The 25,280-nt window shown below is 66.8% G+C and carries 28 protein-coding genes and 1 pseudogene; 22 read left to right on the top strand and 7 right to left on the bottom strand.

All coding sequences use genetic code 11. From position 1 onward, the window contains the following. The first annotated feature begins 15 nt into the window (after positions 1-15). The 16 genes and pseudogenes from ruvC to WC585_RS12365 all read left to right on the top strand — a co-directional run bounded on the left by ruvC (position 16) and on the right by WC585_RS12365 (position 14,123). Positions 16-534: a crossover junction endodeoxyribonuclease RuvC gene (gene ruvC, locus WC585_RS12290; protein ID WP_373258271.1), complete on the top strand. Its 519-nt coding sequence runs from the start codon at positions 16-18 to the stop codon at positions 532-534. Further along, positions 531-1,148: a Holliday junction branch migration protein RuvA gene (ruvA, locus tag WC585_RS12295; RefSeq protein WP_373258272.1), complete on the top strand. Its 618-nt coding sequence runs from the start codon at positions 531-533 to the stop codon at positions 1,146-1,148. Before ruvC ends, ruvA begins: the two co-directional genes overlap by 4 nt. Further along, positions 1,145-2,179: a Holliday junction branch migration DNA helicase RuvB gene (ruvB, locus tag WC585_RS12300; protein ID WP_373258273.1), complete on the top strand. Its 1,035-nt coding sequence runs from the start codon at positions 1,145-1,147 to the stop codon at positions 2,177-2,179. Before ruvA ends, ruvB begins: the two co-directional genes overlap by 4 nt. Beyond that, positions 2,169-2,612 (top strand): hypothetical protein, encoded by a 444-nt coding sequence (locus WC585_RS12305; protein WP_373258274.1) that lies wholly within the window; start codon positions 2,169-2,171, stop codon positions 2,610-2,612. Before ruvB ends, WC585_RS12305 begins: the two co-directional genes overlap by 11 nt. Then, positions 2,609-3,091 (top strand): tol-pal system-associated acyl-CoA thioesterase, encoded by a 483-nt coding sequence (gene ybgC, locus WC585_RS12310; RefSeq protein WP_373258275.1) that lies wholly within the window; start codon positions 2,609-2,611, stop codon positions 3,089-3,091. The genes WC585_RS12305 and ybgC overlap by 4 nt, the downstream gene beginning before the upstream one ends. A 1-nt stretch (position 3,092) precedes the next feature. Then, entirely contained in the window at positions 3,093-3,542 is a 450-nt protein-coding gene (locus WC585_RS12315; protein WP_373258276.1) for a hypothetical protein, read from the top strand. Positions 3,543-3,689: 147 nt separating this feature from the next. Beyond that, positions 3,690-4,442 carry a protein TolQ gene (gene tolQ / locus WC585_RS12320; protein WP_373258277.1) on the top strand — a complete coding sequence of 251 codons (753 nt, stop codon included), beginning with the start codon at positions 3,690-3,692 and terminating at the stop codon, positions 4,440-4,442. A gap of 3 nt (positions 4,443-4,445) precedes the next feature. Next, the gene (locus WC585_RS12325) at positions 4,446-4,907 is read left to right on the top strand and encodes an ExbD/TolR family protein (protein WP_373258278.1); all 462 of its coding nucleotides are present in this window, start codon (positions 4,446-4,448) and stop codon (positions 4,905-4,907) included. Positions 4,908-4,913: 6 nt separating this feature from the next. After that, on the top strand, positions 4,914-5,702 hold the full coding sequence (locus WC585_RS12330) for a hypothetical protein (RefSeq protein ID WP_373258279.1): 789 nt from the start codon (positions 4,914-4,916) through the stop codon (positions 5,700-5,702). A gap of 141 nt (positions 5,703-5,843) precedes the next feature. Then, a complete protein-coding gene (gene tolB, locus WC585_RS12335) occupies positions 5,844-7,214 on the top strand; it encodes a Tol-Pal system beta propeller repeat protein TolB (RefSeq protein ID WP_373258280.1) in 1,371 nt (456 codons plus the stop codon). Between the two features lie 137 nt (positions 7,215-7,351). Further along, on the top strand, positions 7,352-7,906 hold the full coding sequence (gene pal, locus WC585_RS12340; protein ID WP_373258333.1) for a peptidoglycan-associated lipoprotein Pal: 555 nt from the start codon (positions 7,352-7,354) through the stop codon (positions 7,904-7,906). Between the two features lie 116 nt (positions 7,907-8,022). Then, positions 8,023-8,886, top strand: coding sequence for a tol-pal system protein (locus WC585_RS12345; RefSeq protein WP_373258281.1), 864 nt, complete (start codon positions 8,023-8,025; stop codon positions 8,884-8,886). A 131-nt stretch (positions 8,887-9,017) separates the two neighbouring features. Then, positions 9,018-9,464 (top strand): annotated as a pseudogene (locus WC585_RS12350) (ATP-binding protein); the annotation flags it as partial. A gap of 288 nt (positions 9,465-9,752) precedes the next feature. Next, the gene (locus WC585_RS12355) at positions 9,753-10,226 is read left to right on the top strand and encodes a hypothetical protein (RefSeq protein WP_373258282.1); all 474 of its coding nucleotides are present in this window, start codon (positions 9,753-9,755) and stop codon (positions 10,224-10,226) included. A 95-nt stretch (positions 10,227-10,321) separates the two neighbouring features. Continuing rightward, positions 10,322-12,253 (top strand): ATP-dependent zinc metalloprotease FtsH, encoded by a 1,932-nt coding sequence (gene ftsH / locus WC585_RS12360; protein WP_373258283.1) that lies wholly within the window; start codon positions 10,322-10,324, stop codon positions 12,251-12,253. A gap of 367 nt (positions 12,254-12,620) precedes the next feature. After that, complete coding sequence (locus WC585_RS12365; protein WP_373258284.1) at positions 12,621-14,123, top strand: DEAD/DEAH box helicase; 1,503 nt, start codon at positions 12,621-12,623, stop codon at positions 14,121-14,123. A 107-nt stretch (positions 14,124-14,230) separates the two neighbouring features. On the opposite strand, the gene WC585_RS12370 is transcribed toward WC585_RS12365, so the two are convergent. The 4 genes from WC585_RS12370 to ctrA all read right to left on the bottom strand — a co-directional run bounded on the left by WC585_RS12370 (position 14,231) and on the right by ctrA (position 17,882). Next, positions 14,231-14,737 (bottom strand): hypothetical protein, encoded by a 507-nt coding sequence (locus WC585_RS12370; RefSeq protein ID WP_373258285.1) that lies wholly within the window; start codon positions 14,735-14,737, stop codon positions 14,231-14,233. Positions 14,738-14,919: 182 nt separating this feature from the next. Next, positions 14,920-16,209, bottom strand: coding sequence for an OmpP1/FadL family transporter (locus WC585_RS12375; protein ID WP_373258286.1), 1,290 nt, complete (start codon positions 16,207-16,209; stop codon positions 14,920-14,922). A gap of 235 nt (positions 16,210-16,444) precedes the next feature. Further along, positions 16,445-16,975 (bottom strand): hypothetical protein, encoded by a 531-nt coding sequence (locus WC585_RS12380; RefSeq protein ID WP_373258287.1) that lies wholly within the window; start codon positions 16,973-16,975, stop codon positions 16,445-16,447. Positions 16,976-17,174: 199 nt separating this feature from the next. Continuing rightward, a complete protein-coding gene (gene ctrA / locus WC585_RS12385) occupies positions 17,175-17,882 on the bottom strand; it encodes a response regulator transcription factor CtrA (protein ID WP_373258288.1) in 708 nt (235 codons plus the stop codon). A 304-nt stretch (positions 17,883-18,186) separates the two neighbouring features. Between ctrA and WC585_RS12390 the strand changes: the two genes are divergently transcribed. Together WC585_RS12390 and WC585_RS12395 are read left to right on the top strand one after the other, a co-directional pair. Beyond that, positions 18,187-18,543: a helix-turn-helix domain-containing protein gene (locus WC585_RS12390; protein ID WP_373258289.1), complete on the top strand. Its 357-nt coding sequence runs from the start codon at positions 18,187-18,189 to the stop codon at positions 18,541-18,543. Beyond that, the gene (locus WC585_RS12395) at positions 18,540-19,247 is read left to right on the top strand and encodes a DUF6456 domain-containing protein (RefSeq protein ID WP_373258290.1); all 708 of its coding nucleotides are present in this window, start codon (positions 18,540-18,542) and stop codon (positions 19,245-19,247) included. Before WC585_RS12390 ends, WC585_RS12395 begins: the two co-directional genes overlap by 4 nt. On the opposite strand, the gene WC585_RS12400 is transcribed toward WC585_RS12395, so the two are convergent. Next, on the bottom strand, positions 19,248-19,688 hold the full coding sequence (locus tag WC585_RS12400; protein WP_373258334.1) for a SufE family protein: 441 nt from the start codon (positions 19,686-19,688) through the stop codon (positions 19,248-19,250). A 184-nt stretch (positions 19,689-19,872) separates the two neighbouring features. Between WC585_RS12400 and WC585_RS12405 the strand changes: the two genes are divergently transcribed. Next, positions 19,873-21,576, top strand: a complete 1,704-nt coding sequence (locus WC585_RS12405; RefSeq protein ID WP_373258291.1) for a sensor histidine kinase — start codon at positions 19,873-19,875, stop codon at positions 21,574-21,576. Here WC585_RS12405 and WC585_RS12410 read toward each other — a convergent pair. Next, complete coding sequence (locus WC585_RS12410; protein WP_373258292.1) at positions 21,573-22,445, bottom strand: hypothetical protein; 873 nt, start codon at positions 22,443-22,445, stop codon at positions 21,573-21,575. The genes WC585_RS12405 and WC585_RS12410 overlap by 4 nt on opposite strands. Positions 22,446-22,502: 57 nt before the next feature. On the opposite strand from WC585_RS12410, the gene WC585_RS12415 reads away from it, so the two are divergent. The 3 genes from WC585_RS12415 (at position 22,503) to WC585_RS12425 (ending at position 25,069) form a co-directional block, all read left to right on the top strand. Next, positions 22,503-22,841 (top strand): DUF1491 family protein, encoded by a 339-nt coding sequence (locus WC585_RS12415; RefSeq protein WP_373258293.1) that lies wholly within the window; start codon positions 22,503-22,505, stop codon positions 22,839-22,841. A gap of 128 nt (positions 22,842-22,969) precedes the next feature. Next, on the top strand, positions 22,970-23,350 hold the full coding sequence (locus tag WC585_RS12420) for a hypothetical protein (protein WP_373258294.1): 381 nt from the start codon (positions 22,970-22,972) through the stop codon (positions 23,348-23,350). 96 nt (positions 23,351-23,446) lie between these two features. Next, positions 23,447-25,069, top strand: a complete 1,623-nt coding sequence (locus WC585_RS12425) for a DUF1570 domain-containing protein (protein ID WP_373258295.1) — start codon at positions 23,447-23,449, stop codon at positions 25,067-25,069. 57 nt (positions 25,070-25,126) lie between these two features. On the opposite strand, the gene WC585_RS12430 is transcribed toward WC585_RS12425, so the two are convergent. Then, complete coding sequence (locus WC585_RS12430; protein ID WP_373258296.1) at positions 25,127-25,264, bottom strand: hypothetical protein; 138 nt, start codon at positions 25,262-25,264, stop codon at positions 25,127-25,129. Positions 25,265-25,280: the final 16 nt, after the last annotated feature.

Below are 25,280 nucleotides of genomic sequence, written 5' to 3' on the forward strand. Positions count from 1 at the left end.
GCATGAACGGAACGAATGACGAACGCGCTGATTCAGAATGGAACGCGAATCCTGGGCCTGGACCCCGGCCTGCGCCGCACCGGCTGGGGCGTGGTGGTGGCCGAGGGGTCGCGGCTGCGCTGGGTTGCGCACGGGGTGGTCGCCCCGCCCGAGACCGCGCCGTTCAGCGAGCGGCTGCTATTCCTCCTGGAAGCCGTGTCCGAAATCTGCGTCGCCCATGCCTGCGATGAAGCGGCGATCGAGGAGGTGTTCGTCAACGTGAACCCGTCCTCCACGCTGAAACTGGGGCACGCCCGCGCCGCGGTCATGCTGGCCCCTGCCCGCTGCGGCCTGTCGGTCGCGGAATATTCGCCCAATCTGATCAAGAAGGCCGTGGTCGGGGCGGGTCATGCCGACAAGAGCCAGATCGCCTTCATGATCAAGCGCCTGCTGCCTGCCGCCGGTGATGTGAAGGCCGACGCCGCCGACGCCCTGGCCGTCGCCATCACCCATGCCCAGCTGCGCAAGCGGGCCTTGCTGGCGGCGGCCTCATGATCGGGCGTCTGCGCGGAATGCTGGCCGAGGTGGAGCAGGATCACTGCCTGATCGACTGCGCCGGTGTCGGCTATGTCGTGGCGTGCGGGGCACGCACCCTGCAGCGCCTGCCTGCCCCCGGTGATGAGACCACCCTGCATATCGAGCATGTCTGGAACGCCGAGAGCGGCCCGCGCCTGTACGGCTTCCTGACCCGCGACGAACGCCGCGCCTTCACCACCCTGACCGGCATCCAGGGCGTGGGGCCCAAGGCGGCCCTGTCGGTGCTGGACGTCCTGCCGCCCGGAGAGCTGGCCGGGGCCGTCGCGAGAGAAGACAAGGCGGCGGTGGCCCGTGCCAATGGCGTCGGCCCCAAACTGGCCCTGCGCATCGTCACCGAACTGAAGGGCAAGCCGCTGGGCGAGGTCAGCTTCACGCCGAGCGCGCCGGGGATGCATGCCGAGGCAGTGGTTCCCGTGCCCAGCGTGACCGGCGAGGCGGTGTCCGCGCTGCTGGGTCTGGGCGTCGCCGAGGTCAATGCCCGCCGCGCCGTCGATCAGGCGCTGATCCGGCTGGGCGAGGAGGCCGAACTGTCGGCTGTGATCCGGGCGGCCTTGCAGGAGCTGGGACGATGACCGATGAGCGCATCATCTCCCCGGAACCCGCCCCCGGCGAAGCCTATGATCGCGCCTTGCGGCCCCAGACCCTGTCCGAGTTCGTCGGTCAGGAGGCCGCAAAGGGCAATCTGAAGGTCTTCATCGACGCCGCGCGCGGCCGGGCCGAGGCCCTGGATCACGTCCTGCTGTTCGGTCCGCCCGGCCTGGGCAAGACGACCCTGGCGCAGATTGTGGCGCGCGAACTGGGCGTCGGATTTCGCGCCACCTCTGGCCCCATCCTGGCCAAGGCGGGAGATCTGGCGGCGATCCTGACCAATCTGGAACCGCGCGACGTCCTGTTCATCGACGAGATCCACCGCCTGGCCCCCACGGTCGAGGAGATCCTCTATCCCGCCATGGAGGACCATGTGCTGGACCTGATCATCGGCGAGGGGCCGTCAGCGCGGTCGGTCCGGATCGACCTGGCCCCCTTCACCCTGGTGGGGGCCACGACGCGGGCCGGTTTGCTGGCCACGCCCCTGCGCGACCGCTTCGGCATCCCCCTGCGGCTGGAGTTCTACACGCCCGACGAGCTGGTCCGGGTCATCACCGGCGCGGCCCGCAAGATGGGAGCCCCCATCGACGAGGAAGGCGCGCGCGAGATTGCATCGCGTGCGCGCGGCACCCCGCGCGTGGCCGGACGGCTGCTGCGCCGCGTCCGCGACTTCGCCACGGCCGAGGGGGCGGCGGTCATCTCGAAACTGGTCGCCGCCCGCGCCCTGTCACGTCTGGAGATCGACGAGGTCGGGCTGGACGCCAACGACCGCCGCTTCCTCAAGGCCCTGATCGAGAACTATGGCGGTGGCCCCGTCGGCATGGACACCCTGGCCGCCGCCATCGCAGAAGCCCGCGACGCCGTGGAGGATGTAATCGAGCCCTACCTGCTGCAGCAGGGCTTTATACAGCGCACCCCTCGCGGCCGCATGGCCTGCGCCAAGGCCTATGCCCATCTGGGCCTGACCGAACCGCCGGCACCACCGAAGGCGCCCGATCTGTTTGGTGGCAAGTAGGCCAAGAGACGGCTTCACCTTCAAGCCGAACCCCGGCATGCTTGGCCGCATGGTGCGTCGGGTCATCAGAACGGATCGACTGATCGTGGTGCTGGGCGTCGCGGTCGTCGTGCTGGGCGGACTGGCGGCCTGGCTGTTCGTGCAGAACGGCGCCCTGACCCCTCAGGAGCCGGATCGTCAGGCGAGGGCCCTGAGCCAGCTGCGCGAGCATCTGGGGCGCACGGCAGAGCTGCGTTACACCGAACAGGGGGCCGGTCTGGCCCTGTGCGGCTATGCCGGACGGCGCGGCGAGCCCGAGGTGGTGGCCTTTGTCTCCCGGCCCCAGCGCATCCTTCTGGACAATGACCCCCTGCCCAAGGAGTTCGCGGCCATGGTGCGCGCCGACTGCCCCGGCTTCATGGAACGCCGTCCTGCACCCAGGCCGACACCATGATCGACGCCCTCGCCGACATTCCTACCGCCGGGCGCTTCGAGGGCCGCGAGCATCGCCTTCCCGTCCGCGTCTATTACGAGGACACCGACTTCACCGGCCTGGTCTATCACGCCAACTATGTGCGGTATTTCGAGCGGGGCCGGTCCGACGCCCTGCGGATGATGGGCATCGGCCACGCCGAATTGCTGGACGGCGACCGGCCCCTGGCCTTCGTCGTGTCCAAGATGGGTCTGACGTTCCATAAGCCCGCTCGCATCGACGACGCCCTGATCGTGCGGACCCACTACGATGCTGTGAAGGGCCCCCGCCTGCTGATCAACCAGACCGTCACGCGCGGCGACGAGGTGCTGTGCAGGGCCGAGGTCGAGGTCGTCTGCATCCACATGGACGGCCGCCCCCGCCGCCCGACGCAAGCCCTGAAAGACAAGGTCGGCCCCTGGCTGGCCACCCCTCACGCCCTGACCGAACCGGAGACCTGACTTGGCCCAGACGAACCCCACCATGACCGAGCGCCAGGGCTGGACCATACTGATCACCATCGGCCTGCTGGTCGTGCTGCTGTTCGGCGGCGGCCTGGTCGGCTGTCCGTACTACAAGGTCTGGGAGCGCAAGATGGCCGGGCAGGCAGAGCTTCAGTATCAGCAGGGGGCCCGCCAGGCCCTGATCGCCCAGGCCGCCGCCGAGGACGAGGCGGCGATCAAGCGGGCGGAGGCGGCGACCCGCCGGGTGCGCGGCTGGGCCGACGCGGCCAAGCGCGGCTGTCAGGATCTGGGCCGCGCAAACGACGTGGCCTGCGAGGACCAGTTGCTGCGCGACGCCGCCACCTATTCTATCGCCAAGGAAGGCCATGAGGGCGTGATCATCAGCGTGGGTGCGCCCGTGTCGGTGGCGGTGCAGCCCAACGCCCCGTCCGCCGCGCGCTCCGAATGATCGGCCGCTCACGGAACCGTCAGAGACCGTCTGAGTGACGCGGGGGCCACACCCGGCTAGACCCGCGCCACACTGCCACACAACCGCCACCTCCATCCGGTGCACAGGGATGGAGCCCATGCACGAATCGCGACCGAGGACGCCTGAATGACCATCGCCGCCCACGCCACGTCCATGCTGAACCCGATCGAGATGTTCATGGCGGCCGATCTGGTCGTGAAGGCCGTCATGATCGGTCTGGTCGTGGCCTCGCTGTGGTCCTGGGCGGTCATCATCGACAAGGCGATCAAGTTCAGCGGGCTGAACAGCCGCGCCAGGGCCTTCGAGGCTGAGGTCGGATCGGGCCGGTCGCTGGAGGATATCGCGGCCCAGGCGGGCACCAATCCCGAGCACCCCCTGCCCCGCATGCTGGTCATCGCCCTGGCCGACTGGCGTGAGACACGGACGCGCGGTCCGCTGAACGAGCACCAGGGCAATCTTCTGGTCTCGCGTATCGACCGGGCGCTGGACAGCCTGATCGCGCGGGAAAGCCAGCGGGTCGAGAACGGGCTGGGCGTTCTGTCGGTCGTGGCGACGTCCTCGCCCTTCGTCGGCCTGTTCGGCACGGTCTGGGGCATCATGAATGCGTTCGGGGCTATCGCGGCGTCGGGCAACACCAATCTGGCCACCGTGGCCCCGGCGATCTCCGAGGCGCTGTTCGCCACGGCCCTGGGTCTGGCCGCGGCCATCCCGGCCTATATCGCCTACAACAAATTCTCGATCGACGCGGGCAAGTTCACCGGTCGGCTGGAGAGCTTTGCCGACGATCTTCAGGCCGCCGTCGCGCGCCGCCTGAGCGGCCCGGCGCCCAGTACGCCCGCCAGCCGTTCCTACGACGACACCGCCCGCCGGGAGTATTGAGCCATGGCCATGGGTGGAGCAGCAGGGGGCGGAGGTCGCGGACGCGGTCGCCGCCGCGCCCGCAAACAGCCGCTGAGCGAGATCAACGTCACGCCTCTGGTCGACGTCATGCTGGTACTCTTGATCATCTTCATGGTCTCGGCCCCGCTGCTGACAGTCGGCGTACCGCTGGAGCTGCCCAAGACCGAGGCCGGGGCCGTCGATGCCAGCGATGAGCCCGTGACCGTGTCGATCACCGAGAGTGGCGAAATTTTCGTCGGCGAAAGTGGCGTCTCCTGGGACGAACTGGTCCTTCGCGTGGCTCAGGAAGGGGGCGAGGATGCCCGCGAACGCCCCGTCTTCGTCCGTGCCGACGGCCGTGCGCCCTATCAGGCCGTGGCTCGCGTCATGGCCCGCCTGTCGTCCGAAGGCTTCACCAAGCTGAACCTGATCACCGACACCGCCGCCTCCGCTGAGGAGGGCTGACGCGCGATGCAACGGCCCGCGCCTGCCCTGATCGCCTCGGTCCTGCTGCATGCGGGCGTGATCGGCATCGCCGTCCTGGCCAGCAGCTTGGGCTGGGTGAAGGCCCCTCTGCCGACCGTGACCGCCGTGCCCGTGTCGATCGTCTCGGACGTGGTGATCGAGGCCGGTCCTGCCGACAATCCCAGCGAGGAAGTGGTCACCGAGGACGCCACCACCGCCCCGGTCGAAGTGCCGCCTGAGCCCCTGCCGGTCGAACCTACGCCGCCCGCCCCGCGTCCGACGCCCACGCCGACCAGACCCGCGCCCACGCCACGTCCACAGCCCACACCGCCGCGCGCCCAGCCGACGCCGCGTCCTCCGGCCCAGCGCCCGGCGACGCCGCCGCGTAACCAGCCCGCGCTCGATCTCGACGCCCTGTCCGGCCCGCCCCGCACAGCCACCGCGCCGGGCAATCGGCCCCGCACCGGTCAGCAAGGCCGAGGCACCGCACCACAGGCGACCGGACCGCAGATCACCGCCATCTTCAACCAGGTCTATCCGAACTGGACCCTGCCCTGCGACATTCCCGGAGCGCGTGATCTACGGATCCAGATGGACGTGACGATCGACGCACGCGGACGGATCACCGACGGGCCGGACCTGATCGGCGCGCGCAGTGACCCTGTCTGGCGTGCCGCCGCCGACGCTGCTGTCCGGGCCATCCGACAGACCGCGCCGTTCGATGTCCCGAACGATTTTCCGGGCGGAGCCTTCCGTCCAACCTTCAATACCGAGCGCGCATGCCGGAACCGGTGAGGACGGGTCACGTTTCCGCCACCGGGGTGACAGCACAGCTTGGCTGTCCCAAAGTCGCCCCAATCCCGGCCATGCTGGTGTCGTGCGTCCTAGACGGCCCGGCCGACCGAAACGACCACCCAACTGCGGGAGCTTGAATTCATGCGTCTGAACAGACTTTTGGCCGGCGTCGCCGCCGTCGCCATGGCCACCAGTGCCGCCAACGCCCAGACGCCGCAGACTCCTCCTCCTACCGGTGGCCCCGTCGAGGTCGAGATCGACCAGGGCGTGCTGCGCCCGCTTCAGATCGCCGTGGTCAACTTCAACGGCCCCAATGGCTCCGACGTCGGCGGTGTGATCCGCGACGACCTGCGCCGCACCGGCTATTTCCAGCCTCTTGATCCGAACAGCTTCGTCGAGACCGGACTGACCTTGGCCAATGCGCCGAACTTTCCGCAGTGGACCTCGATCGGGGCCCAGGCCGTGCTGTACGGCGCGGTGACGCCGCGTCCCGATGGCCGCAACGACTTCGGCTTCCGCCTGTACGACCCCTATCGCCAGTGCCAGCTGGTCTCCTACCAGTTCACCGCCACGCCCGAGCAGTGGCGCCGGATCGGGCACAAGATCGCCGACCTGATCTATCAGCGCATGACCGGTGAGACCGGCCTGTTCGACAGCCGCGTGCTGTTCGTCTCAGAGAGCGGCACCCAGCTGAACCGCCTGTCGCGCCTGACTATCTCGGACCAGGACGGGTTCAATCCGCAGTATCTGACAGATGGTGCCGAGATCATCATGTCGCCGCGCTTCTCGCTGCATGATCCCAACGAGGTCACCTATGTGGCGCTCGGCAAGGATTACAGCCGCATCTATCTGTACAATCTCAGCACCGGCCGCCGCGAAAGCCTGGGCGAGTTCGACGGTCAGGTGCTGGCTCCGCGCTTTTCCAACGACGGGTCGAAGATGGCGTTCTCGATCATCCGGGGCGGCAATACCGACATCTATGTCATGGACCTGTCCAGCCGTCAGGTGCGTCGCCTGACCAGCGATCCGGGCATCGACACCTCGCCGACCTTCAATCCCGACGGCAGCCAGATTGCCTTCACCTCGGACAGGTCTGGCAGCGCACGCATCTATGTGATGCGGTCCGACGGCTCGGGCCAGCGGGCCATCGCGCGCGGCGGCGGCCTGTACACCGCACCGAACTGGAGCCCGCGCGGCGACCTGATCGCCTTCACCAAACAAGGCGGCGGCCGCTTCTCGACCGGCGTCATGAACGCCGACGGTTCGGGCGAGCGTATCCTCTCGTCCAGCTATTTCGAGGAAGGCCCCTCCTGGGCTCCCAACGGCCGCTACATCATGTTCGCGCGCCAGAGCCCGGGTGGCGACACCCGTCTTTGGACCGTGGACCTGTCGGGCCGGGTGATCTCTCAGTCCGGCTATACCGGTCGCGGCAGCAGCCCGGCCTGGTCGCCCCTGCTGGACGAACAACCCACCAATCTGGGCGGACGGGCGGCAGACGCCTGCCCGGCCTGACAGCCCAAATCGGGGCAACACGGGAGCCTTATCGTTCAAACCCGCGTTACCCCGGTTCCCCATGACACGAACCGGCCCTATTCGGTTCATACAGCCAAGCTAGGCCCCGGCCCCGAAGATCTAGGAGACGTCCCATGATGAAGACCTCGAACCTGATGCGTATCGCTGCCGTCGGCGTGGCCGTGACCGCTATCGCCGCCTGCACCCCACGCCGCCCCGCCGATACGGGCGCCGGCAATGAAGTCCCGCCCGCCAACAACCCTGTCTATCCCGGTGCCGGCACCGGCAATGTGGACGGCGGCAACCTTGGCGCACCCGCCGCCGGTTCGGAGCAGGACTTCGTCGTCAACGTCGGCGACCGCATCTATTTCGACCTCGACAGCTACGACGTTCGCTCCGACGCCATGCCGCGCCTGGACGCCCAGGCCGCCTGGCTGCAGCGCTACCCGCAGGTGACCGTCCGCATCGAGGGCAATGCCGACGAACGCGGCACCGCCGAATACAATCTGGCCCTGGGTGCCCGCCGCGCAGAGTCGATCCGGACCTATCTGGTCCAGCGCGGCATCCCCGCCGGTCGCATCGACACCATCAGCTTCGGCAAGGAGCGCCCGATCGCCGCCGGCTCGACCGAGGACGCCTTCGCCCGCAACCGCAACGGCCACACGGCCATCGTCTCGGGCGCGATGCGCTGATCTGACGGTCACAACGAATCCTGGAAAGGCATCGGCTCCGGCCGGTGCCTTTTTTGTTGCGACCCGTTAACAGCGCCAGCCTTGCGGACGCCGCAAATCGGTGGGACGACAGGGACATGAAGCGCCCTGCCCTTTTCCGCCCCCGCAATGCCGTCCTGACCGTGCTCGGCCTGGTCCTGATCGCCGGGACGACGACGGTCGTAGCCCAGACAGCGCCCCTGCCGGCCGTCCAGTGGGATAATCGCCGGCTCGAGCAACTGGACCGCAACGTTCGGCGCCTGGAACGCGCCGTCACCCAGCGCAACGCTGCCGGTCAGCCGGTTCTGGTGGAGCCGGACCCCGAAGTGATCGCCCTGCAAGGTCAGGTCGGCATCATGGATCGCCGCCTGCGCGACCTCGAGGCCACCGTCCAGCGCGTCAATGGCGACCTGGAACGGCTAAGCTTCCAGCTGGACGAGAGCCAGCGCGACAACGCCGCCATCGGTACCCGGCTGAGAGACGCCGAAACCCGCCTGCGCACGATGGAAACCGCCGCCCAGGCCGCGGCCGCCCAGCGCGAAGCTGAAGCCGAACAAGCCGCCGCCTCCCCCACCGGAGACGCTGCCAGCGATCTGGCCGCCGCCCGCACCCTGGTCACCGTCAACCGACAGGGCGGACTGGAAGCGCTGGAACGGGTCATCACCAACTGGCCCAACACGCCCGAAAGCCGCGAGGCCGAGTGGCGTATCGGCGACGCCGTCCGTGCCGCCGGAGACCAGGGTGCCGCCGTCTCGGCCTACGCCCGCGCCCTGCGAGGCTGGCCCACTGACGCCTGGGCCGGGGAAGTGACCCTGAAGCTGGCGCGTGGCCTCGCCGCCACCCAACGCCCGGCCGAAGCCTGTGCAGCCCTGGGCGAGTTCACCCGCCGCTACAACGCCCGCGCCTCGGCGGACCTGCGCAGCGTCGCCGCCCGCGTTCGCTCCGACGCGGACTGCGCCTGACCTCGTCGGACGATGCGACCGTCGCCTTTCCCGGTGTCCTCGATCGCCTGAGCGCCAGGCTCAAGACTCATTTCGATGCGCCTGTCGCCCTGGGCCTTTCAGGCGGCAGTGATTCCCTGGCCCTACTGAAACTGGCGACCAACTGGGGCCGTCAGAATGGTCGCCGCATCCTGGCCCTGACCATCGACCACGGTCTGAACCCCGACAGCCCTCGCTGGACGACCTTCGCCCGCGACGCCGCCCTCGCCGAGGGTGCAGACTGGCAGGGACTGAGCTGGGATGGCCCCAAGCCGAGCACCGGCCTGCCCGCCGCCGCCCGCCGCGCGCGCCACGCCCGGCTGGCCGAGGCCGCCCGCGCGGCCGGAGCCCGCGTCATCCTGCTGGGCCACACGGCCGACGACGTGGCCGAGGGCAACTGGATGCGGGCCGAGGGGTCGACCCTGGGTCGGGTGCGGGAATGGTCGCCCTCCCCCGTCTGGCCGGAGGGACGCGGACTAATGCTGTTGCGTCCAATGCTGGAGGTGCGACGCCAGACCCTGCGGGATTGGCTGGCGGCGCAGGGCGCGGGCTGGACCGATGATCCGGGTAATGAGGATGTCAGGTTTGCCAGGAGCCGTGCACGTAAACGCCTTCTCCCATCGGGAGAAGGTAGCCCGCGAAGCGGGACGGATGAGGGTCGGCTGTATTCGTCGGCGCAAGCCGTCGCGTCACCCCGTGACGCAGCTACGCCGACGGCCGAAGTTCGACCCTCACCCTTTCGCCTAGCCGATCGCTACGCTCCCGGAGGCTCAAGCCCTCTCCCACCGGGAGAGGGTCTCCTGATCCTGGACCGCACCATCTCTACACCAACCCTTGCCGCCGCCCTCGTGAGCGCCGGGGGGGGCGACCGTGTGCCGCGCGGGGACCGCCTCGCCGCCCTCGCCACCAGACTGGCCACCGGCGACACCTTCACCGTCACCCTGTGCGGTGCCCGCATCCACGCCATGGCCGACCACCTTCACATCCACCGCGAAGCCGGGGAGTTCACCCGCCGCCCGCCGCCCGACATCACCCTGAACCCCGGCATCGAGGCCGTCTGGGACGGTCGCTGGGCCATCACTGTCGATGAACCCGGCTGGACCGTCACCGCCGCCGTCGGTCACATGGCAACCCTGTCCAAAGCCGATCGCGCCATTCTGAACACCCTGCCTGCCGCCGCACGCCCAACCCGGCCTGTACTGATCCGGAACGGTTCGGATGCCCCGGTTCTTGCAGGCACCATCGGTCAGGCGCGCTCCCTGGTCGAACAGAGACTGGCGCTGGCACTGGACGCAGTGACGCATGAGCGCCATCTGTCCTGAGCAAGACATGGCGCTGGGGCTAGGAAACGCCTATTTCGAGTGCTGACATCACAGGCTGACGGGGCGGCTTCGCGTCCCGAGGGATCGAGACGAGAATGAATCTGCGCAATTTCGCCATCTGGGGCGTGATCATCCTGGGCGCGCTGACGCTGTTCATGGCCTTCGGCGGCGGGGGCAACACACCCATGCCCGGCCAGAAGGCCGCGCCGCGTCCCGAGCCCATCACCTACACCCAGTTGGTCGGATACCGGAACGGCAACCAGATCGCCGGCATCGAGGTCAAGGGCGAGACCCTGACCGGTACGCTCAAGAACGGCACGAGCTTCACCACGACCACGACCCTGCCCAATGGCGAGCTGATCGAGAGCATTCAGGCGACGGGTGCCCAGGTCGACATCAAGTCGACCCGCACGTCCATCTGGCTGAACGTCCTGATCGGCGCCCTGCCGATCCTGCTGATCATCGGCTTCTACTTCCTGATCATGCGTCAGATGCAGGGTGGCGCCAGAGGCGCGATGGGCTTCGGCAAGTCCAAGGCCAAGCTGCTGACCGAGCACAAGGGCCGCAAGACCTTCGAGGACGTCGCCGGTGTGGACGAAGCCAAGGAAGAACTGTCCGAGGTCGTCGACTTCCTTAAAGACCCCGGCAAGTTCCAGCGTCTGGGCGGCAAGATCCCCAAGGGGGCCCTGCTGGTCGGCCCTCCCGGTACCGGCAAGACCCTGCTGGCCCGCGCCGTGGCCGGTGAGGCCGGCGTGCCCTTCTTCTCCATCTCCGGTTCGGACTTCGTCGAAATGTTCGTCGGCGTCGGTGCCAGCCGCGTGCGCGACATGTTCGAACAGGCCAAGAAGAATGCGCCCTGCATCATCTTCATCGACGAGATCGACGCCGTCGGTCGTCACCGGGGCGCTGGCCTGGGTGGCGGCAATGACGAGCGCGAGCAGACCCTGAACCAGCTGCTGGTCGAGATGGACGGCTTCGAGGCCAACGAAGGCATCATCCTGATCGCCGCCACCAACCGTCCCGACGTGCTGGACCCGGCCCTGCTGCGTCCCGGCCGCTTCGACCGTCAGGTCGTGGTGCCCAATCCCGACGTCAACGGGCGCGAAAAGATCATCCGCGTCCACATGAAGGACGTGCCCCTGGCGGCCGACGTCAACGTCAAGACGATCGCGCGCGGTACACCCGGCTTCTCCGGTGCCGATCTGGCTAATCTGGTCAACGAAGCCGCCCTGATGGCCGCGCGCAAGGATCGCCGCATGGTCACTCACCGCGATTTCGAGGACGCCAAGGACAAGGTCATGATGGGGGCCGAGCGCCGCTCCATGGCCATGAACGAGGAAGAAAAGCGCCTGACCGCCTATCACGAAGGCGGCCACGCCATCGTCGCCATGAACGTCAAGATGGCCGACCCCGTGCACAAGGCGACCATCGTCCCGCGCGGCCAGGCCCTGGGCATGGTCATGCAGTTGCCGGAAGGCGACCGCTACTCCATGAAATACCGCCAGATGGTCGATCGCATCGCCATCATGGCGGGTGGCCGCGTCGCCGAAGAGCTGATCTTCGGAAAGGACAACATCACCTCCGGTGCCTCATCCGACATCCAGCAGGCCACGAAACTGGCCCGCCGCATGGTGACCCAGTGGGGCTTCTCCGACGTGCTGGGCACAGTGGCCTATGGCGAGAACGAGCAGGAGGTCTTCCTGGGCCACTCGGTCGCCCGCAGCCAGAACGTCTCGGAAGAGACGGCCCGCATCATCGATGCCGAGGTCAAGAAGCTGGTCACCTCCGGCTGGAACGAGGCCCGCAAGATCCTCAAGACCAAGGCCGCCGATCTTGAGACCCTGGCCCAGGCGCTGCTGGAGTACGAAACCCTGTCCGGCCAGGAGATCAAGGACCTGATCGAAAAGGGTCAGGCTCCCAACCGCGATGAATCGAACTTCCCCAACGCCGGCCCCTCAGTCTCCGTGCCCATCACCCCGGTGTCGGACGGCGTGACCGTCGAGGTCGAGCAGCCTACTGTTCACTAGGGCTTCATACAGACAGACAGACCAAGGCCTCCGGAGCGATCCGGGGGCCTTTTGTCTTGGGCCGGGTTGCCAGGCTCAAAACAAGTGACGCCTTGACTTGGCCGTATTGAGCGTCCATTTGCGCTGCGTCGCACAATAGCGATATCCGGTGCGCTCCAGCGCGTGTGGGTCTTCCGTCTATCGAAGACCTGACTGTAGCAGCGGCCGGCCCTCAAGATTCATTCGCTGCCCGGACACGCGGGGCGGCGCCCGACCACCCCGGCGGCCTCGATCTCGAGGCTCTATCGGGACTGGCGGTGCGCGGCCTTTTCGGCGTTGAGCCATGGCCGTTTGCGCGTCGCCACATACGCGAAAGAAACGGCTCCACATGAGCAACAAGACATTCGAATCCTTCGGTCTGAACCCGGCCCTGCTGCAGGCGCTGACCAGTGAAGGCTACACCATCCCCACCCCCATCCAGGCCCAGGCCATTCCGGACGTGATGGCGGGCAAGGACCTGCTGGGTATCGCCCAGACGGGTACCGGCAAGACGGCCGCCTTCGCCCTGCCGATCCTGCACCGTCTGGCCGCCAACCGCATCGCGCCGGTGCCGCGCACCACGCGCTGCCTGGTGCTGAGCCCCACGCGCGAGCTGGCCACCCAGATCGGCGAGAGCTTCAAATCCTATGGCAAACACCTGGGCTTCCGCGTCGCCGTCATCTTCGGCGGCGTGAAATACGGCGGTCAGGAACGCGCCCTGAACCAGGGTCTGGACATTCTGGTGGCCGCGCCCGGTCGTCTGCTGGACCACCTGCAACAGCGCAATCTGGACCTGTCGCAGACCGAAATCTTCGTGCTGGACGAGGCCGACCAGATGCTGGACCTGGGCTTCATCAAGCCGATCCGCCAGATCGTGTCGCGCATTCCGGCCAAGCGCCAGAACCTGTTCTTCTCGGCCACCATGCCCAGCGAGATCGGCAAGCTGGCGGGTGAGCTGCTGAAGGATCCGGTCAAGGTCCAGGTCACGCCGCAAGCGACCACGGTCGAGCGCATCAACCAGTCGATCATCCATATCGAACAGGGCAAGAAGCGCGCCCTGCTGACCGAGATGTTCGCCGATCCGGGCTATACCCGCTGCCTGGTCTTCACCAAGACCAAGCATGGCGCCGACAAGGTCGCAGCCTATCTGGAGGCCGGCGGCGTCGAGGCCGGAGCCATCCACGGCAACAAGAGCCAGCCCCAGCGTGAACGCACCCTGGCCGCCTTCAAGGCCGGCAAGCTGCGCGTGCTGGTCGCCACCGACATCGCCGCCCGCGGCATCGACGTGGACGGCGTCTCGCACGTGCTGAACTTCGAGCTGCCGCATGTGCCGGAAGCCTATGTCCACCGCATCGGCCGGACGGCCCGTGCGGGGAAGGACGGCTCGGCCATCAGCTTCGTGGCCGGCGACGAGATGAAGCTGCTGCGCGACATCGAGAAAGTCACGCGCCAGAAGATCCCGGCCACCGACCGTCGCAACGACAAGTCGCTGGCCCTGCTGGACCAGTCGATCATGGCCTCGGGCGTCAAGTCCAAGGCCTCCATGCCCGACGACGGGCGCGGCGATCGCCAGCAGCAGCGCGGCCCGCGCAACCCGCGCCGCGACGGCGTCAAGCTGGAAGGCGGCGGACAACCGCACCGCGTCCGCAAGCCGGGTCCGGGCCGCGACGCCCGTCCGGTGCCGGAACGCGCCTTCGATCCGCTGGCGCGCGAGCGTCCGCGCAACAGCAACAACGACCCGCGCCACACCAGCGCGCCTGCCGCCGAGGGCAAGCCCGCCGGCGAGATCAAGCGCCGCCCCCGCAACCGCCGCCCCTCCAACGGCGGCAAGGGCTATGTCGCCAAGGGCTGATCGCCTTGAAGTGACCTGAAAAACAACGCCCGCCGGAGCGATCCGGCGGGCGTTGTCGTATTTGCGATCAGAAGCCAAGGTCAGGTCTCGCCCCATGGCGGACGGTGCTAATCGCTCGGCACCGCTTGAAGGTCACTGCTCAGGCGGCTCTTGAGATACTCACGCCATGCGGCGACTGATGCGGCGCGGTCAGCATTTGATGCTCCGTTGTAGATGAAACCGAAATGTTCGCCGGTGATCTGATTGAGCACCGCCGCCAAGGCATCGACCATTAGCTCCGGGCCGTAATGTCGGATTCCTTCGAACGCATCAGGCGAACGATTTTTGAGTGAAATGGCGGACCATGGGAGTTGCCGACGATCATCCATAAGAGCAATCAGTGTCGGCACGCCTTCGGAACCGATGGCGATCAGTTCGTCGAATAATCCTTGCTGTCGCTCCGCGCTGGCCCGCCCCCGAGGCAGCGAAGCAATCTGGTTCACAATCCGCCGGACATCCGACCGAAGGGGCGCGGCATCCGACTGGGCGAATGATGGCAAGGGGGCACAGTGCATCAACGCTGGCGAAGAAACGATCAGCACCGCAGTGGCCGCAATGATGTTCAGACGGCCCATCGGTTTCGCCCCTCATGAGTAACAGACCAAGTGGAGCACATCAGACCCTACCGATCCATGGCGATGCCCGCTTTCCACCCTCAACGGTCATTCAACACGTCCGCTCTCTGCCCCACTCCGCACACGAAAACGCCCGCCGGAGCGATCCGGCGGGCGTCGTCTTGTCCGGGGTGTGTGCTCGCCTAGAACGCCCAGCGCGTGCCCAGCGACCAAGCCAGGCCATAGCCCTCGGCCGTGCCGCGCAGGCTGGACAGGGTAGCGGCGGGGGTGCCTTCGTACAGGGTGCGGTCGCTGAAGATGTCACCGTCCTCGAAGGCGACATAGGTCAGGCCCAGGTCCATCGTCAGCCGGTCGGTCGCCTTGACCGAGACGCCGCCCGAGACCAGCCAGCGGTTGGCGTCGGGGATGCGGGCGGTGCGTTCGGTGTCGCGCGTTGGCGTCGGCGTATAACCCACCCCGCCCCGGAAGGTCAGGGTGTCGGTGGCGGCATAGTCGAAGCCGACCGCGCCGGTCGTGACGTCCTTGTAGTCCTGAACGATGGTCTGGCCACCGGTCGGATAGACCACGCGGATCGCGTCGAATTCCGACCAGCCGATGCGGTTGACCTGGGCGTTCAGGGTCAGCCTGTCCGTCGCGCGATAGCGCACCGAGGCGGCGATGAAGGACGGGACGCTGAAACCGGCCGTGCCTGCCGTATCGACATTGGCCCCCTCCAGCGGCCCGACCAGGCCGGAGATCAGGACATCGCCGTCCAGCTCATGCTCGATGGACGACCGGTAGCTGAGCCCCAGGTCGAAGCGACCAAGGCGGGCCTGCGCCCCCACATTCCAGCCATAGGCGATGCCGTCGCCTTCCAGCGAGGAAAACCCGTCCGGCAGCGCGGGCGACAGATTGGGCAGGGCGGATGTCAGCTTGGCCTTGGCATACTGGGCGTCGAAGCCCGCGCCGATGTCCAGCCAGTCCGTCACCTTCATCGCCCCCACCAGGCCGATGTTGGCCGAGCGCAGTTCGGACGTCAGGGCGTCATAGCGGGCGAAGGATTCCGGCTGATACTTGGTGGTGAAGTTGTAGGGCGCGGCGATGGCCAGGCCGACGGCGAACCGGTCACCGACGGGCGTGGCGATGGCGAAGTTGGGCACCAGGCCGCTCTCGATCGGGCTGTTGGCATTGTTGCCCGCGACCGGCACCGTGATGTCGCCGGGATAGGTCAGGGTCGACCCGCTGTTCCTGACCTCAGAGCCGACGGCGACAGCGTGGATGCCGGCCGTCACTTCGCGCCCGCTGCGGGCGATGGCGGCGGGGTTCCACCACAGCGACGAGACGCCGGTGTCGGCCGCCTCGCCCGAATAGGCTCGTCCGGCGGCGCGGGCGGACTGTTCCTGCAGATAATAGGCCTGGGCGGCGGCAGGCGATGCGGCGGCGACGGCAACGGCCGAAGCCGCGCCGGCCAGAAGAAGGCGGGACGTGTTCATGGGACTGACTTTCGGAACGCGGCACCGATCGGATCGGCGGCGGGACTGGAACTGTGCCGGGGAGGCCCGCGTGGAATGGGCGACCCGGCTACAGGTCGCAATGCCTGCGCGGCCGTCTCGCGCGAAGGTGATCGATGTTTAGTGGGTCACCGAACGGTGGGCGGCGAGTGGGGAGGTGCCTTGCCGCAAATGGCTTGTTTTGCAAGGCGAACGAAAAGACCGCTTCCGACCCTTCTCAGACATTCATCTTGGCGATTCGGCTGCGAAGCCAGGCAGTCCGGAGGATGAGAAACAACCCACCGATGGCACCCGAGGCATAGCTGGCCAGATGCGCATACGCTGCTGCCGAAAATGCGACGTGCTTGCTTTCCGGAATCACAGCGCCCCACATGCCTGGGACGGCGGCAACTTGAGACCCGACTAGTACAGCGCCGGACAATCCAGCCGCCAAGGCCACACCGCCACATACCAGCATCAACAAGATTATTGGTCGCCGCAGCATCCTCAGAGGGATCGTCGGAGCGCGACCAAACTGGGCAGCAAAGGCCAGTACGAGCCCCAGCGACAATCCGACCCACCAAGTTGCGATTATCCCCCATCCGATCGCCAGCAGAACTGGCGAGCTTGTCGGAAAAATGGGAGGATGAGCGATCGTAAAATACTCAACGCACCAGTGAGCGGTGATTTGATCGTGAAGGATGCCGTACGTGATGGCTGCACAAGTCGCGAACGCAACGATCTTTAGGACCTCAAACATCCGCCCCATGAACTATCTCCAATATCCGCCGTCATAGCTACAGGGAGGAGGAGCCTGTCCGCTCCCCACTCAAAGGCGACAGAGGTCTGGTTTCCACCCATAGCGGACATTCAGCACGGCCGCTCCTCGGCCCATCCCGCACACACCAAAACGCCCGCCGGAGTGATCCGGCGGGCGTGGGTCGTTTCTAGTGTTTCGTCCCTGTAGATCAGGCCGCGGCGCTGGCCGGGGCGGAGTTTTCCGACGGGTCGCGCAGGACATAGCCCCGGCCCCAGACGGTCTCGATATAGTGTTTGCCGCCGGCGGCCGTGGCCAGCTTCTTGCGCAGCTTGCAGATGAAGACGTCGATGATCTTCAGCTCCGGCTCGTCCATGCCGCCATACAGGTGGTTCAGGAACATTTCCTTGGTCAGGGTGGTGCCCTTGCGGAGCGAGAGCAGCTCCAGCATCTGGTATTCCTTGCCCGTCAGGTGGACGCGGTGGCCGTGCACCTCGACCGTCTTGCCGTCCAGGTTCACGGCGATCTCGCCGGTGTGGATGATGGCCTGGGCGTGACCCTTGGAACGACGGACCACGGCGTGGGTGCGGGCGATCAGCTCGTCCTTGTGGAAGGGCTTGGTCATATAGTCGTCGGCACCGCCGCCGAAGGTCTTGACCTTGGTCTCGATCTCGGTCGAACCCGACAGGATCATGACCGGGGTGTTGACCTTGCCGACGCGCAGCTGGCGCAGGACTTCCAGGCCGTTCATGTCGGGCAGGTTGAGGTCCAGCAGGATCAGGTCGTAGTCATAGATCTTACCCAGATCGATGCCTTCTTCCCCCAGGTCGGTCGTATAGACGTTAAAGCCTTCCGACTTCAGCATCAGCTCGATGCTTTGCGCGGTCGCGTGATCGTCTTCGATAAGCAGAACGCGCATTCAAGCCCCTCCAGGCTAAGCTCAACCGTATGAATATGGCCCCGCTTAACGGGTAACCTTGTTCCGACGTTAATCTATCAGAACCTTAAGAAAGGTTAACGCCGTCCCGATATGAGAATCAGTAGGCTGATTTGCGAATCGCCGTCGAGAGTCCGCGAGTCAATCCGGCGAAAATTCTTCGATCCACAGCCTCACGGCCCCTTTTGGCCGCCTACGACCGCAACTGACGTAGCAGGACTATATTCCTATTCTCACGGCCGGCGCATGCGAACGACCGGGCGATCAGTGAGCGAGGGGTGTATCGATGGCGCAGACATATCGGGTTCAGGTGACGCAGGGCGACCGGATCAAGGCGGGGCTGGCGCTCCAGATGGTGGCGGCCACCACGGGCGTGCCGGTGGAGAGCATGACGGCCCGGGCACGGCTGTCGGGAGCGGCGTGCAAGGCACGGTGGCTGGCCATGTATCTGGCGCATGTGACCTACAGCTGGACACTGGATCATGTGGGGCATGCGTTCGGCATGAACCGGACGACGGCGGCGGCGGCCTGTCGCTGGGCCGAGGACGAGCGGGATCAGCCCAGGCTGGACGCTCTGATGGACCGGCTGGAGCGCAATCTGCGCGACGTCCTGGACGCACCCCGCTGCGAGCTGTCGGCATGAGCGATCTGGCCAAGGCGAGGCGGCTGCTGGCGCGGTCAGGCGCATGGGTCGATGCGACCGGTCAGGTCTATGCGCTGCGGATCGGCACCACCCGCAGAGCGAGGGTGCTGCTGACGTTCGGCGAGGCGACGTTTCGGGAATTGATGACCCAGCCCGGCCTGCGCGTCCGGGGCGGCGGCGGCTGGATGCCCCGAACCGCGCGCGCCAGCGGCGATGCCTCCCCCGAACCGGGCCGACCCGGCATGATCGACGGGGTGGCTCTGATCATGGACTCCGACGGTCGGTGGACCCCTCGCCGCGCCAATCTGGGCCAGTCGCCGATCGTCTGGCTGGCGAGGCGCAAGGACGAGAACGGCCAGGCCTGGCTGTCGCCCGCCCAGGTAGCAGCGGCAGGGCGGCTCGGGCTGGACGCAGAGGCCGCACTGCGCGGGCCGTCACTGACGATGCGCTGGGACGCCCTGCCCCGCTCCGGCGGTGGATCGGCGACACGGGCCGAGCCCGGAGATCAGGCCATGGCCGCGGGCCGCAGGGTCGAGGCGGCGCTGAGCGCCTGCGGCACAGCCCGGGCGATGGTCGAAGCCATCTGCATTCGCGCCTCGTCCCTGCAACTGGCGGAGCAGGACCTGGGCCTGAGGCGTCGCAGTGGCAGGGCGTTGCTGATTCAGGGCCTGACCGACCTGGCTGTGCACTACCGGATCGGGTGATCAGGCCTGAGCCATCGCCGCCGCGCGTATCCGGCCCACCATATTGTTCAGCCCATTGGCCCGCTGGGGCGTCAGAGCCTGCGGCAGGCCCAGCCGGTCCAAGGCCGCACGGGCGTCGAAGGCCAGGATCTCGTCCGGCGTGCGGTCGGAATACAGACTGAGCAACAGGGCGATATTGCCCTTGGAGATGGCGCTGTCGCTGTCGGCGGTGAAGACCAGGCGGTCGCCGGTCGGATGCACGGCCAGCCAGACCTGGGCCGCACAGCCGGGCACCTTGTGCGCCTCGATGCGGTCCGCCTCGTCCAGCGGAGCCAGCCCCTTGCCCAGGTCGATGACGTATTCGATCCGCCCCTCCCAGTCGCCCAGCAGGTCGAACTCCTCGACCAGTTGGCCTAGGGTGTCGTCGATGGAGCGACGGTCGGCGGACGGCGTTGCGGTCATGTGGGCCAGATAGGCCGAGCGGGCGTTAACGACAACCGCCGCATCCATCCCCGGAAATCGTGACGCAGGGCGACGCAGCGACCTTGTGGCAGTCGCCTGTGGCGGGAACCGCCTTGGGACGACTCACCCCGTTCGCTAGTCTGACAGGACCGGAGATATCGTCCGGGCACGACATGACACCGACTTGACCCCACAGCCGCAGCCCGATCTCGCGCCGCCCCGCCCCCTCGCCGGTTCCGCCCGCGCAGAGGACGGCCCGGCGCTGGCCGCCTGGCATGCGGCCTGGGCCGTCGCGGCGGCTCTGCTGGCGCTGGGCGGGCGATGGCTGGGTGCCGTCGACGGGGCCATCTTCTACGGCATCGTGGCCATGGTGGTGCCCGGTCTGATCGGGGTTGGACTTCTGATCCGCAACACCCAGGCCGAACGCCTGCTCCTGCTGGCCGCCTGGGGACTGGCCGCTGTCATCGCGGCATCGTTTTCGGGTGGACTGAGCGGACCTCTGGCCGGTTTCGTCTTTCTGCCGCTCGCGGCGGGCCTGGCCATGGGCGGATCGCGAGCCGTTCAGATCGGGGCCATCGGCGTGGTGCTGGCGGTCCTGTCGGGGCTGTTCTCCACCCTGCTGGTCGATGTCGGGCCGCACCGGCCGGTGCTGGCGACCGTCGCGGCGCTGCTGACGGCGGGAGCGGCCATCCCGGCCATTCGTCTGTCCTGGCGGCAGGGCGAGCGTCGACTGACCCATGCCGAGGCGGAGGTGAGCCGGCTTGAGAGCCTGATGGCCGCGCAGGGCAGTCTGACGCTGGTGGTTTCACCCGATGGCGGGGTTCGGGCCGCCTATGGCCGTCCGCCCGTGGGCGTGTCGGTCGACCCCCTCTTCGCCGAAGGCCTGATCGCCGCAGTCCATGCGCCAGATCGCCCGGCCCTGCTGGCCGCCCTGTCCAGGGCCCTGTCCGGTCAGGACGCGGCCGTGCGGGTCGCACCGCGCGGCGCGCTGGATCGGCGGCTGCAACTTCACCTGCGCCGCCTCGACGAGGCCGACGGCCCGCGCATCGTCGTCCAGGCCTTCGACGCCACACCACAATATGCGCACGAACTGGGACTGGAGGCCGCGCGGTTCGAGGCCGAGACGCGCGAGGCGGGCAAGACCCGCTTCCTGGCCAATATGAGCCACGAACTGCGCACGCCGCTGAATGCCGTTCTGGGCTTTGCCGACATGATGCGGCAGCGCATCTTTGGCCCCCTGCCAGGCCGCTATGGCGAATATGCAGACAACATCCACGAAGCCGGTGGGCATCTGCTGGACCTGATCAACGATGTGCTGGACGTCTCCAAGATCGAGGCCGAACGCTACACCCTGTCGCTGGAACGGTTCGATGCACGCGAGATCATTTCGGCCGCCGTGGCGCTGGTGCGGGTCACGGCTGACGAACGCGGCGTGACACTATCAGCCGTCCTGCCGTCCGAGCCGGTCGAGGTGTCCGCCGACAAGCGGGCGCTGAAACAGATTACGCTGAACCTGCTGTCCAATGCGGTGAAGTTCACGCCCGCAGGCGGGGCCGTGACGGTCACCAGCGAGGCGGTCGGGGCGTGGCTGGAGCTCGCCGTGGCCGACACCGGCGTCGGCATCGCGCCCGAGGACGTCAAACGCCTTGGCCGTCCGTTCGAACAGGCCGGCGCGATCGAGCAGCGCCGTCAGGGCACGGGTCTGGGTCTGTCGCTGGTGCGGGCCCTGGCCGAACTGCACGGCGGCCAGATGAGCATCGACAGCACCCTGGGCGAGGGCACGGCCGTGACGGTGCGCATGCCGGTAGCCGTGCCCGCGCGGGCTCCGGTGCCGGAGGGCGGGGCGGAGATCATTCCGATGCCGCTGGCGAACGGCGGATCAGCCTAGAGGCTACCCATCGCCAGAAAGGCGCGCCCGGCGCTGAAATCACCGGCGGTGAACCGGGCGGTCGCCACGCTGCCGTCACGGAAGTGAAACTCGACCAGGAAGGGTTCGCGTGGATCCAGCGCCTCCAGCGCCAATGTCGTCCGGGCCGGAAACCGCCAGGCCTCGCCTGACCGGCGTTCGGCCGCCAGCAGGCCTTCGTCCGCTGGCGACACGCCCGTGGCCCACAGGCTGGTGCGGACCGAGGCGGGCGGCAGGGCGTCATTCAACAGCCACGGGCGCGGCAGCAGGGAGGCGTCCCGCATGACCACCCGCGCTGCCACAGGACGCGGCTTGCCGGGAAAGGATACGACGGCGCTGAGCACGGGGTCGCCACCGCCGAAGCCGAACTGAACCGGGGCCGCCCCGCTGGCCGAGGCCTGCATCAGACGCCAGGTAGGGCTGGAATAGGCCGCGCGATTGGCGGACCAGCCCTCGAAATCCATGCGCGGCATGCGCGACCAGCCGGCAAAGGCATTGTCGACGCGAGCTTGAACAGTCTTCAGATCAGTGTCGCCGCATGACACAGCTGCCGCCCGTGATCGGGCACGGGCCGCCGTGGCCCTGAGGTCCGTCTGCGCCGCGCCCGATCGCAGGGCCGCGCCGCGCGCCTGATAGGCAGCGGCGGTCAGGGCGGCGTTGACGCGAGGCTGGAACAGGTCGCAGCGGGCGCCGGCGGCCAGCACAAAGCTGCGCTCATAGTAGGTTTGCGCCGGATCGGCCGAGGCCGGGACGGCCACGGCCAGCATGCCGCCCGCCACCACGGCGGTCAGGGCCGCGCGTGCTGGATGCCCGTCGCGCTTCGTCTTTTCGGCATTCTGCCCTATCGTCATGACGCGACCCTTAGACGCCCATGCGTTCCGGTCCGGTTTCCGAGCAGGGTGAACGAATTGCTTCTTTCCAGCGATCTGTGGGTGTCCGCCCTCATACGCCGCGCCGAGCTGGCCGGGTCGTTCGCTACCGTCGCGCGCAAGGGCGATGCCCGCGCCGGTACCGTCATCGTCAAGGCCTTCGACACCTCCACCCGCCGCGCCTGTCTTTATAGTGAAGCCTTCGGTCCCGATGGCGAGCGCCTGTGGATGCAGCCCGTCGAGAGCGAGTTCGAGAGCGAGCTGGACGCCTATATTCAGCGCCAGATCGGTTACGACCCCGACGTCTGGGTGGTCGAGATCGAGGACCGCGAGGGGCGGCACTTCATTACCGAGAAGGTGGCTGGCGAGCGTAGCTAACCAATCCTGAGCCGTGCGCTCGGTTGGTGCGAAATCCTTAACCCAGTTCGCAAACGGAACCGCAAGTGCATCGCGGTAGTGTCACTTCCAACGGGCCAGAAAGGTCCGGCCTGTGGTGGTGTGTTCCGATGCTGTTTCTTCTGAACGACGTGGTGTTCGACCTGGACGCGGCCTGCCCGGTCACGCCCGGCGACGCGCGCCGTTTCGAAACGCTGGGCCTGGACTATGTGCTGGAGCTGGGCTGCGAGCTGTTCGCCGAGGACCCCTTGCTGCATCTGAACGACCCGCAGCGCGCCCGTCGTCTGGCCTGGCTGATCCACGACCGCAGCCCGGAAGTGAATGCCGCCCTGTTCGCCGCGCCCGAGGCCGGTTGCGACCCCGACCTGGTCGAGCCACGCTTCTGCGCCCTGCCCGACGTCGTTCTGGGCCAGCTCCAGCGCAAGAATGCGCGCGGCAAGCTGGACGCCGTCGCCGCCGACCGCGCCGTCTGGAACCGTCTGGCCGCCTGATCAATCCTGCGACGAATGTGGCGATGAGGTGGGTTGAACCTTGATCGTTCAGGTGCCTATTCTGACGCAACTTAGGCGCGTCGGGGGACCATCACATTGTCTATCAAGTCTCTCGGGATCGGCATCCTGGCTGCTATAGCCGTCTTTCTTGGTTGGGCGAGCTCTGCGCATGCCGAATGGCTAAAAGCAGAGACGAAACACTTCATCATTTACGGCGACACCAGCGAAAGAGAGATGCGCGCTTACGCTGAGAAGGTCGAACGCTTCGATAGCTTCCTGCGAACCTACTATCCGGCCCAGTCAGAGTACGAGATCCCCAGGCTGGAGATTTATCTGGCAAACGGTCGCCGCGACATGCTTCGGGCTGAGCCTCGCATTGGTCCATCGGTCGGAGGGTTCTATTCGCCGAACTCAGGCAGGATCCACGCCGTTGTGAACACCGAGAGCAGCAGGGGCGACCTCACTCTGTTTCACGAATATGGCCACCATTTCATGTATCAGATGATGACCAACGCCTATCCCTCATGGTTCGTGGAAGGGTTTGCCGAATACTATTCGACAGCGGATGTCCGACCGGACCGGATCCAGTTCGGTCGACATGACGAAGGACGGATGACCTACTTCGTGCAGCTTCCAGCCAACAGCTGGGCCCCGATGGCTGATGTCTTGAAATGGAGAATCTCTGACTCGGGTCGTTACCGGGCCGGTGATTATTATGCCCAGGCTTGGGGGCTGACCCATTATTTCATGAGCACGCCCGAACGCACCCGCATGCTGGGCCTTTATCTGGCGGCTGTTACGCAAGGCGAGGACTCGGTTCAAGCGATGGAGCGTGTCACCGGTCGAAGCGCAGCGCAGCTACAGAATGACATGCGCCTTTACCTCTCTGGGGCCATTCAGGTCCACATTCCGCAAGTTCAGTTTCCTACTCCTGAAGTGAAAGTCTCACGTCTTTCTTCTGAACAAGCCGAGCTTCTGTGGCTTGACCTCAGGCTGGACCGTGAACCAGTCAAGGTGGAAGTGTCAGATCCGCCCGAGGATGAAACCGACCGGGCACGCCAGCGCCGGGAAACGCTGATCAGGGAAAACGCTGAGGATCGGGCCGAGCTTATCCGGGCTGCGCTCGCCGCACACAACGGGAACGGCAACGAGCTTTTGCGTCTTCGCGTCGTCGCAAGGGGGCACAGGCTTGCCGGTAACTCCCGCGCTGGATTCCAGGTTCTGGAACCACATCTGACGCGCGATCAAACGGATCCCGATCTCCTCCGCTTGGCGGCGGAACTGCTTATGGATGAAACGGGGCCGGACACGGAAGCATCCGAGGCCACAGGCAATCGACGTGAGGCGGTCGCTTACCTCGCGCGCTCTCTTGACGCAGACCCCCTGAATTTCCTCACCTACCGCGCGCTCAACGAAGCGCGTCGGGGGGAACCCAGCTACCCCAACGACAATGACCTCTCTACCCTGGACGTCGCCCTCAAGCTGGCTCCCCAATCCTTCGACATACGTATGAGGCTGGCGCGAGCCTATATGTCGCGCGACATGAACGCCGAAGCGATCGTGGTTCTGCGCCCGGTTGCGAACAGTCCCCACGGAGGATCCTGGTCGCGGCGAGCCAAGGCCCTCGTGGCTACGGCACAATCTGCCCTCGGCCAGTCCGTTGATCCCATCGTCCAGGCACCGGAAGATACGGCAGAGACAGAGGTTTCAGCAGACTGACGCTGCTGGACATCCGCTAGATCAACACGTGCAAAACGCACGTGTCCGGCGGCCAGGTCACATGATCATGTTGAAGACGACGTGCACAATCATCGCTGCAGCGATGATCACGCCGAACCCGGCCATCAGGCAGATCGCCGGATGGGGGCCGTCGCGGTGGGCTTGAGGGGGTTTGTGGTCATCGATCAGGGCCATGTCCGTTCCTTCGTTT

Source organism: Brevundimonas sp., assembly GCF_041648055.1.
In the GTDB taxonomy this organism is placed as follows: Bacteria; Pseudomonadota; Alphaproteobacteria; order Caulobacterales; family Caulobacteraceae; genus Brevundimonas.

Bases quoted from the DNA above. Each gene is read 5' to 3' on its own strand.
- ruvC (WP_373258271.1), top strand. From the start codon at position 16: ATGACGAACGCGCTGATTCAGAATGGAACGCGAATCCTGGGCCTGGAC.
- ruvA (WP_373258272.1), top strand. From the start codon at position 531: ATGATCGGGCGTCTGCGCGGAATGCTGGCCGAGGTGGAGCAGGATCAC.
- ruvB (WP_373258273.1), top strand. From the start codon at position 1,145: ATGACCGATGAGCGCATCATCTCCCCGGAACCCGCCCCCGGCGAAGCC.
- ybgC (WP_373258275.1), top strand. From the start codon at position 2,609: ATGATCGACGCCCTCGCCGACATTCCTACCGCCGGGCGCTTCGAGGGC.
- tolQ (WP_373258277.1), top strand. From the start codon at position 3,690: ATGACCATCGCCGCCCACGCCACGTCCATGCTGAACCCGATCGAGATG.
- WC585_RS12325 (WP_373258278.1), top strand. From the start codon at position 4,446: ATGGCCATGGGTGGAGCAGCAGGGGGCGGAGGTCGCGGACGCGGTCGC.
- WC585_RS12330 (WP_373258279.1), top strand. From the start codon at position 4,914: ATGCAACGGCCCGCGCCTGCCCTGATCGCCTCGGTCCTGCTGCATGCG.
- tolB (WP_373258280.1), top strand. From the start codon at position 5,844: ATGCGTCTGAACAGACTTTTGGCCGGCGTCGCCGCCGTCGCCATGGCC.
- pal (WP_373258333.1), top strand. From the start codon at position 7,352: ATGAAGACCTCGAACCTGATGCGTATCGCTGCCGTCGGCGTGGCCGTG.
- WC585_RS12345 (WP_373258281.1), top strand. From the start codon at position 8,023: ATGAAGCGCCCTGCCCTTTTCCGCCCCCGCAATGCCGTCCTGACCGTG.
- ftsH (WP_373258283.1), top strand. From the start codon at position 10,322: ATGAATCTGCGCAATTTCGCCATCTGGGGCGTGATCATCCTGGGCGCG.
- WC585_RS12365 (WP_373258284.1), top strand. From the start codon at position 12,621: ATGAGCAACAAGACATTCGAATCCTTCGGTCTGAACCCGGCCCTGCTG.
- WC585_RS12370 (WP_373258285.1), bottom strand. From the start codon at position 14,737: ATGGGCCGTCTGAACATCATTGCGGCCACTGCGGTGCTGATCGTTTCT.
- WC585_RS12375 (WP_373258286.1), bottom strand. From the start codon at position 16,209: ATGAACACGTCCCGCCTTCTTCTGGCCGGCGCGGCTTCGGCCGTTGCC.
- WC585_RS12380 (WP_373258287.1), bottom strand. From the start codon at position 16,975: ATGGGGCGGATGTTTGAGGTCCTAAAGATCGTTGCGTTCGCGACTTGT.
- ctrA (WP_373258288.1), bottom strand. From the start codon at position 17,882: ATGCGCGTTCTGCTTATCGAAGACGATCACGCGACCGCGCAAAGCATC.
- WC585_RS12390 (WP_373258289.1), top strand. From the start codon at position 18,187: ATGGCGCAGACATATCGGGTTCAGGTGACGCAGGGCGACCGGATCAAG.
- WC585_RS12395 (WP_373258290.1), top strand. From the start codon at position 18,540: ATGAGCGATCTGGCCAAGGCGAGGCGGCTGCTGGCGCGGTCAGGCGCA.
- WC585_RS12400 (WP_373258334.1), bottom strand. From the start codon at position 19,688: ATGACCGCAACGCCGTCCGCCGACCGTCGCTCCATCGACGACACCCTA.
- WC585_RS12410 (WP_373258292.1), bottom strand. From the start codon at position 22,445: ATGACGATAGGGCAGAATGCCGAAAAGACGAAGCGCGACGGGCATCCA.
- WC585_RS12420 (WP_373258294.1), top strand. From the start codon at position 22,970: ATGCTGTTTCTTCTGAACGACGTGGTGTTCGACCTGGACGCGGCCTGC.
- WC585_RS12430 (WP_373258296.1), bottom strand. From the start codon at position 25,264: ATGGCCCTGATCGATGACCACAAACCCCCTCAAGCCCACCGCGACGGC.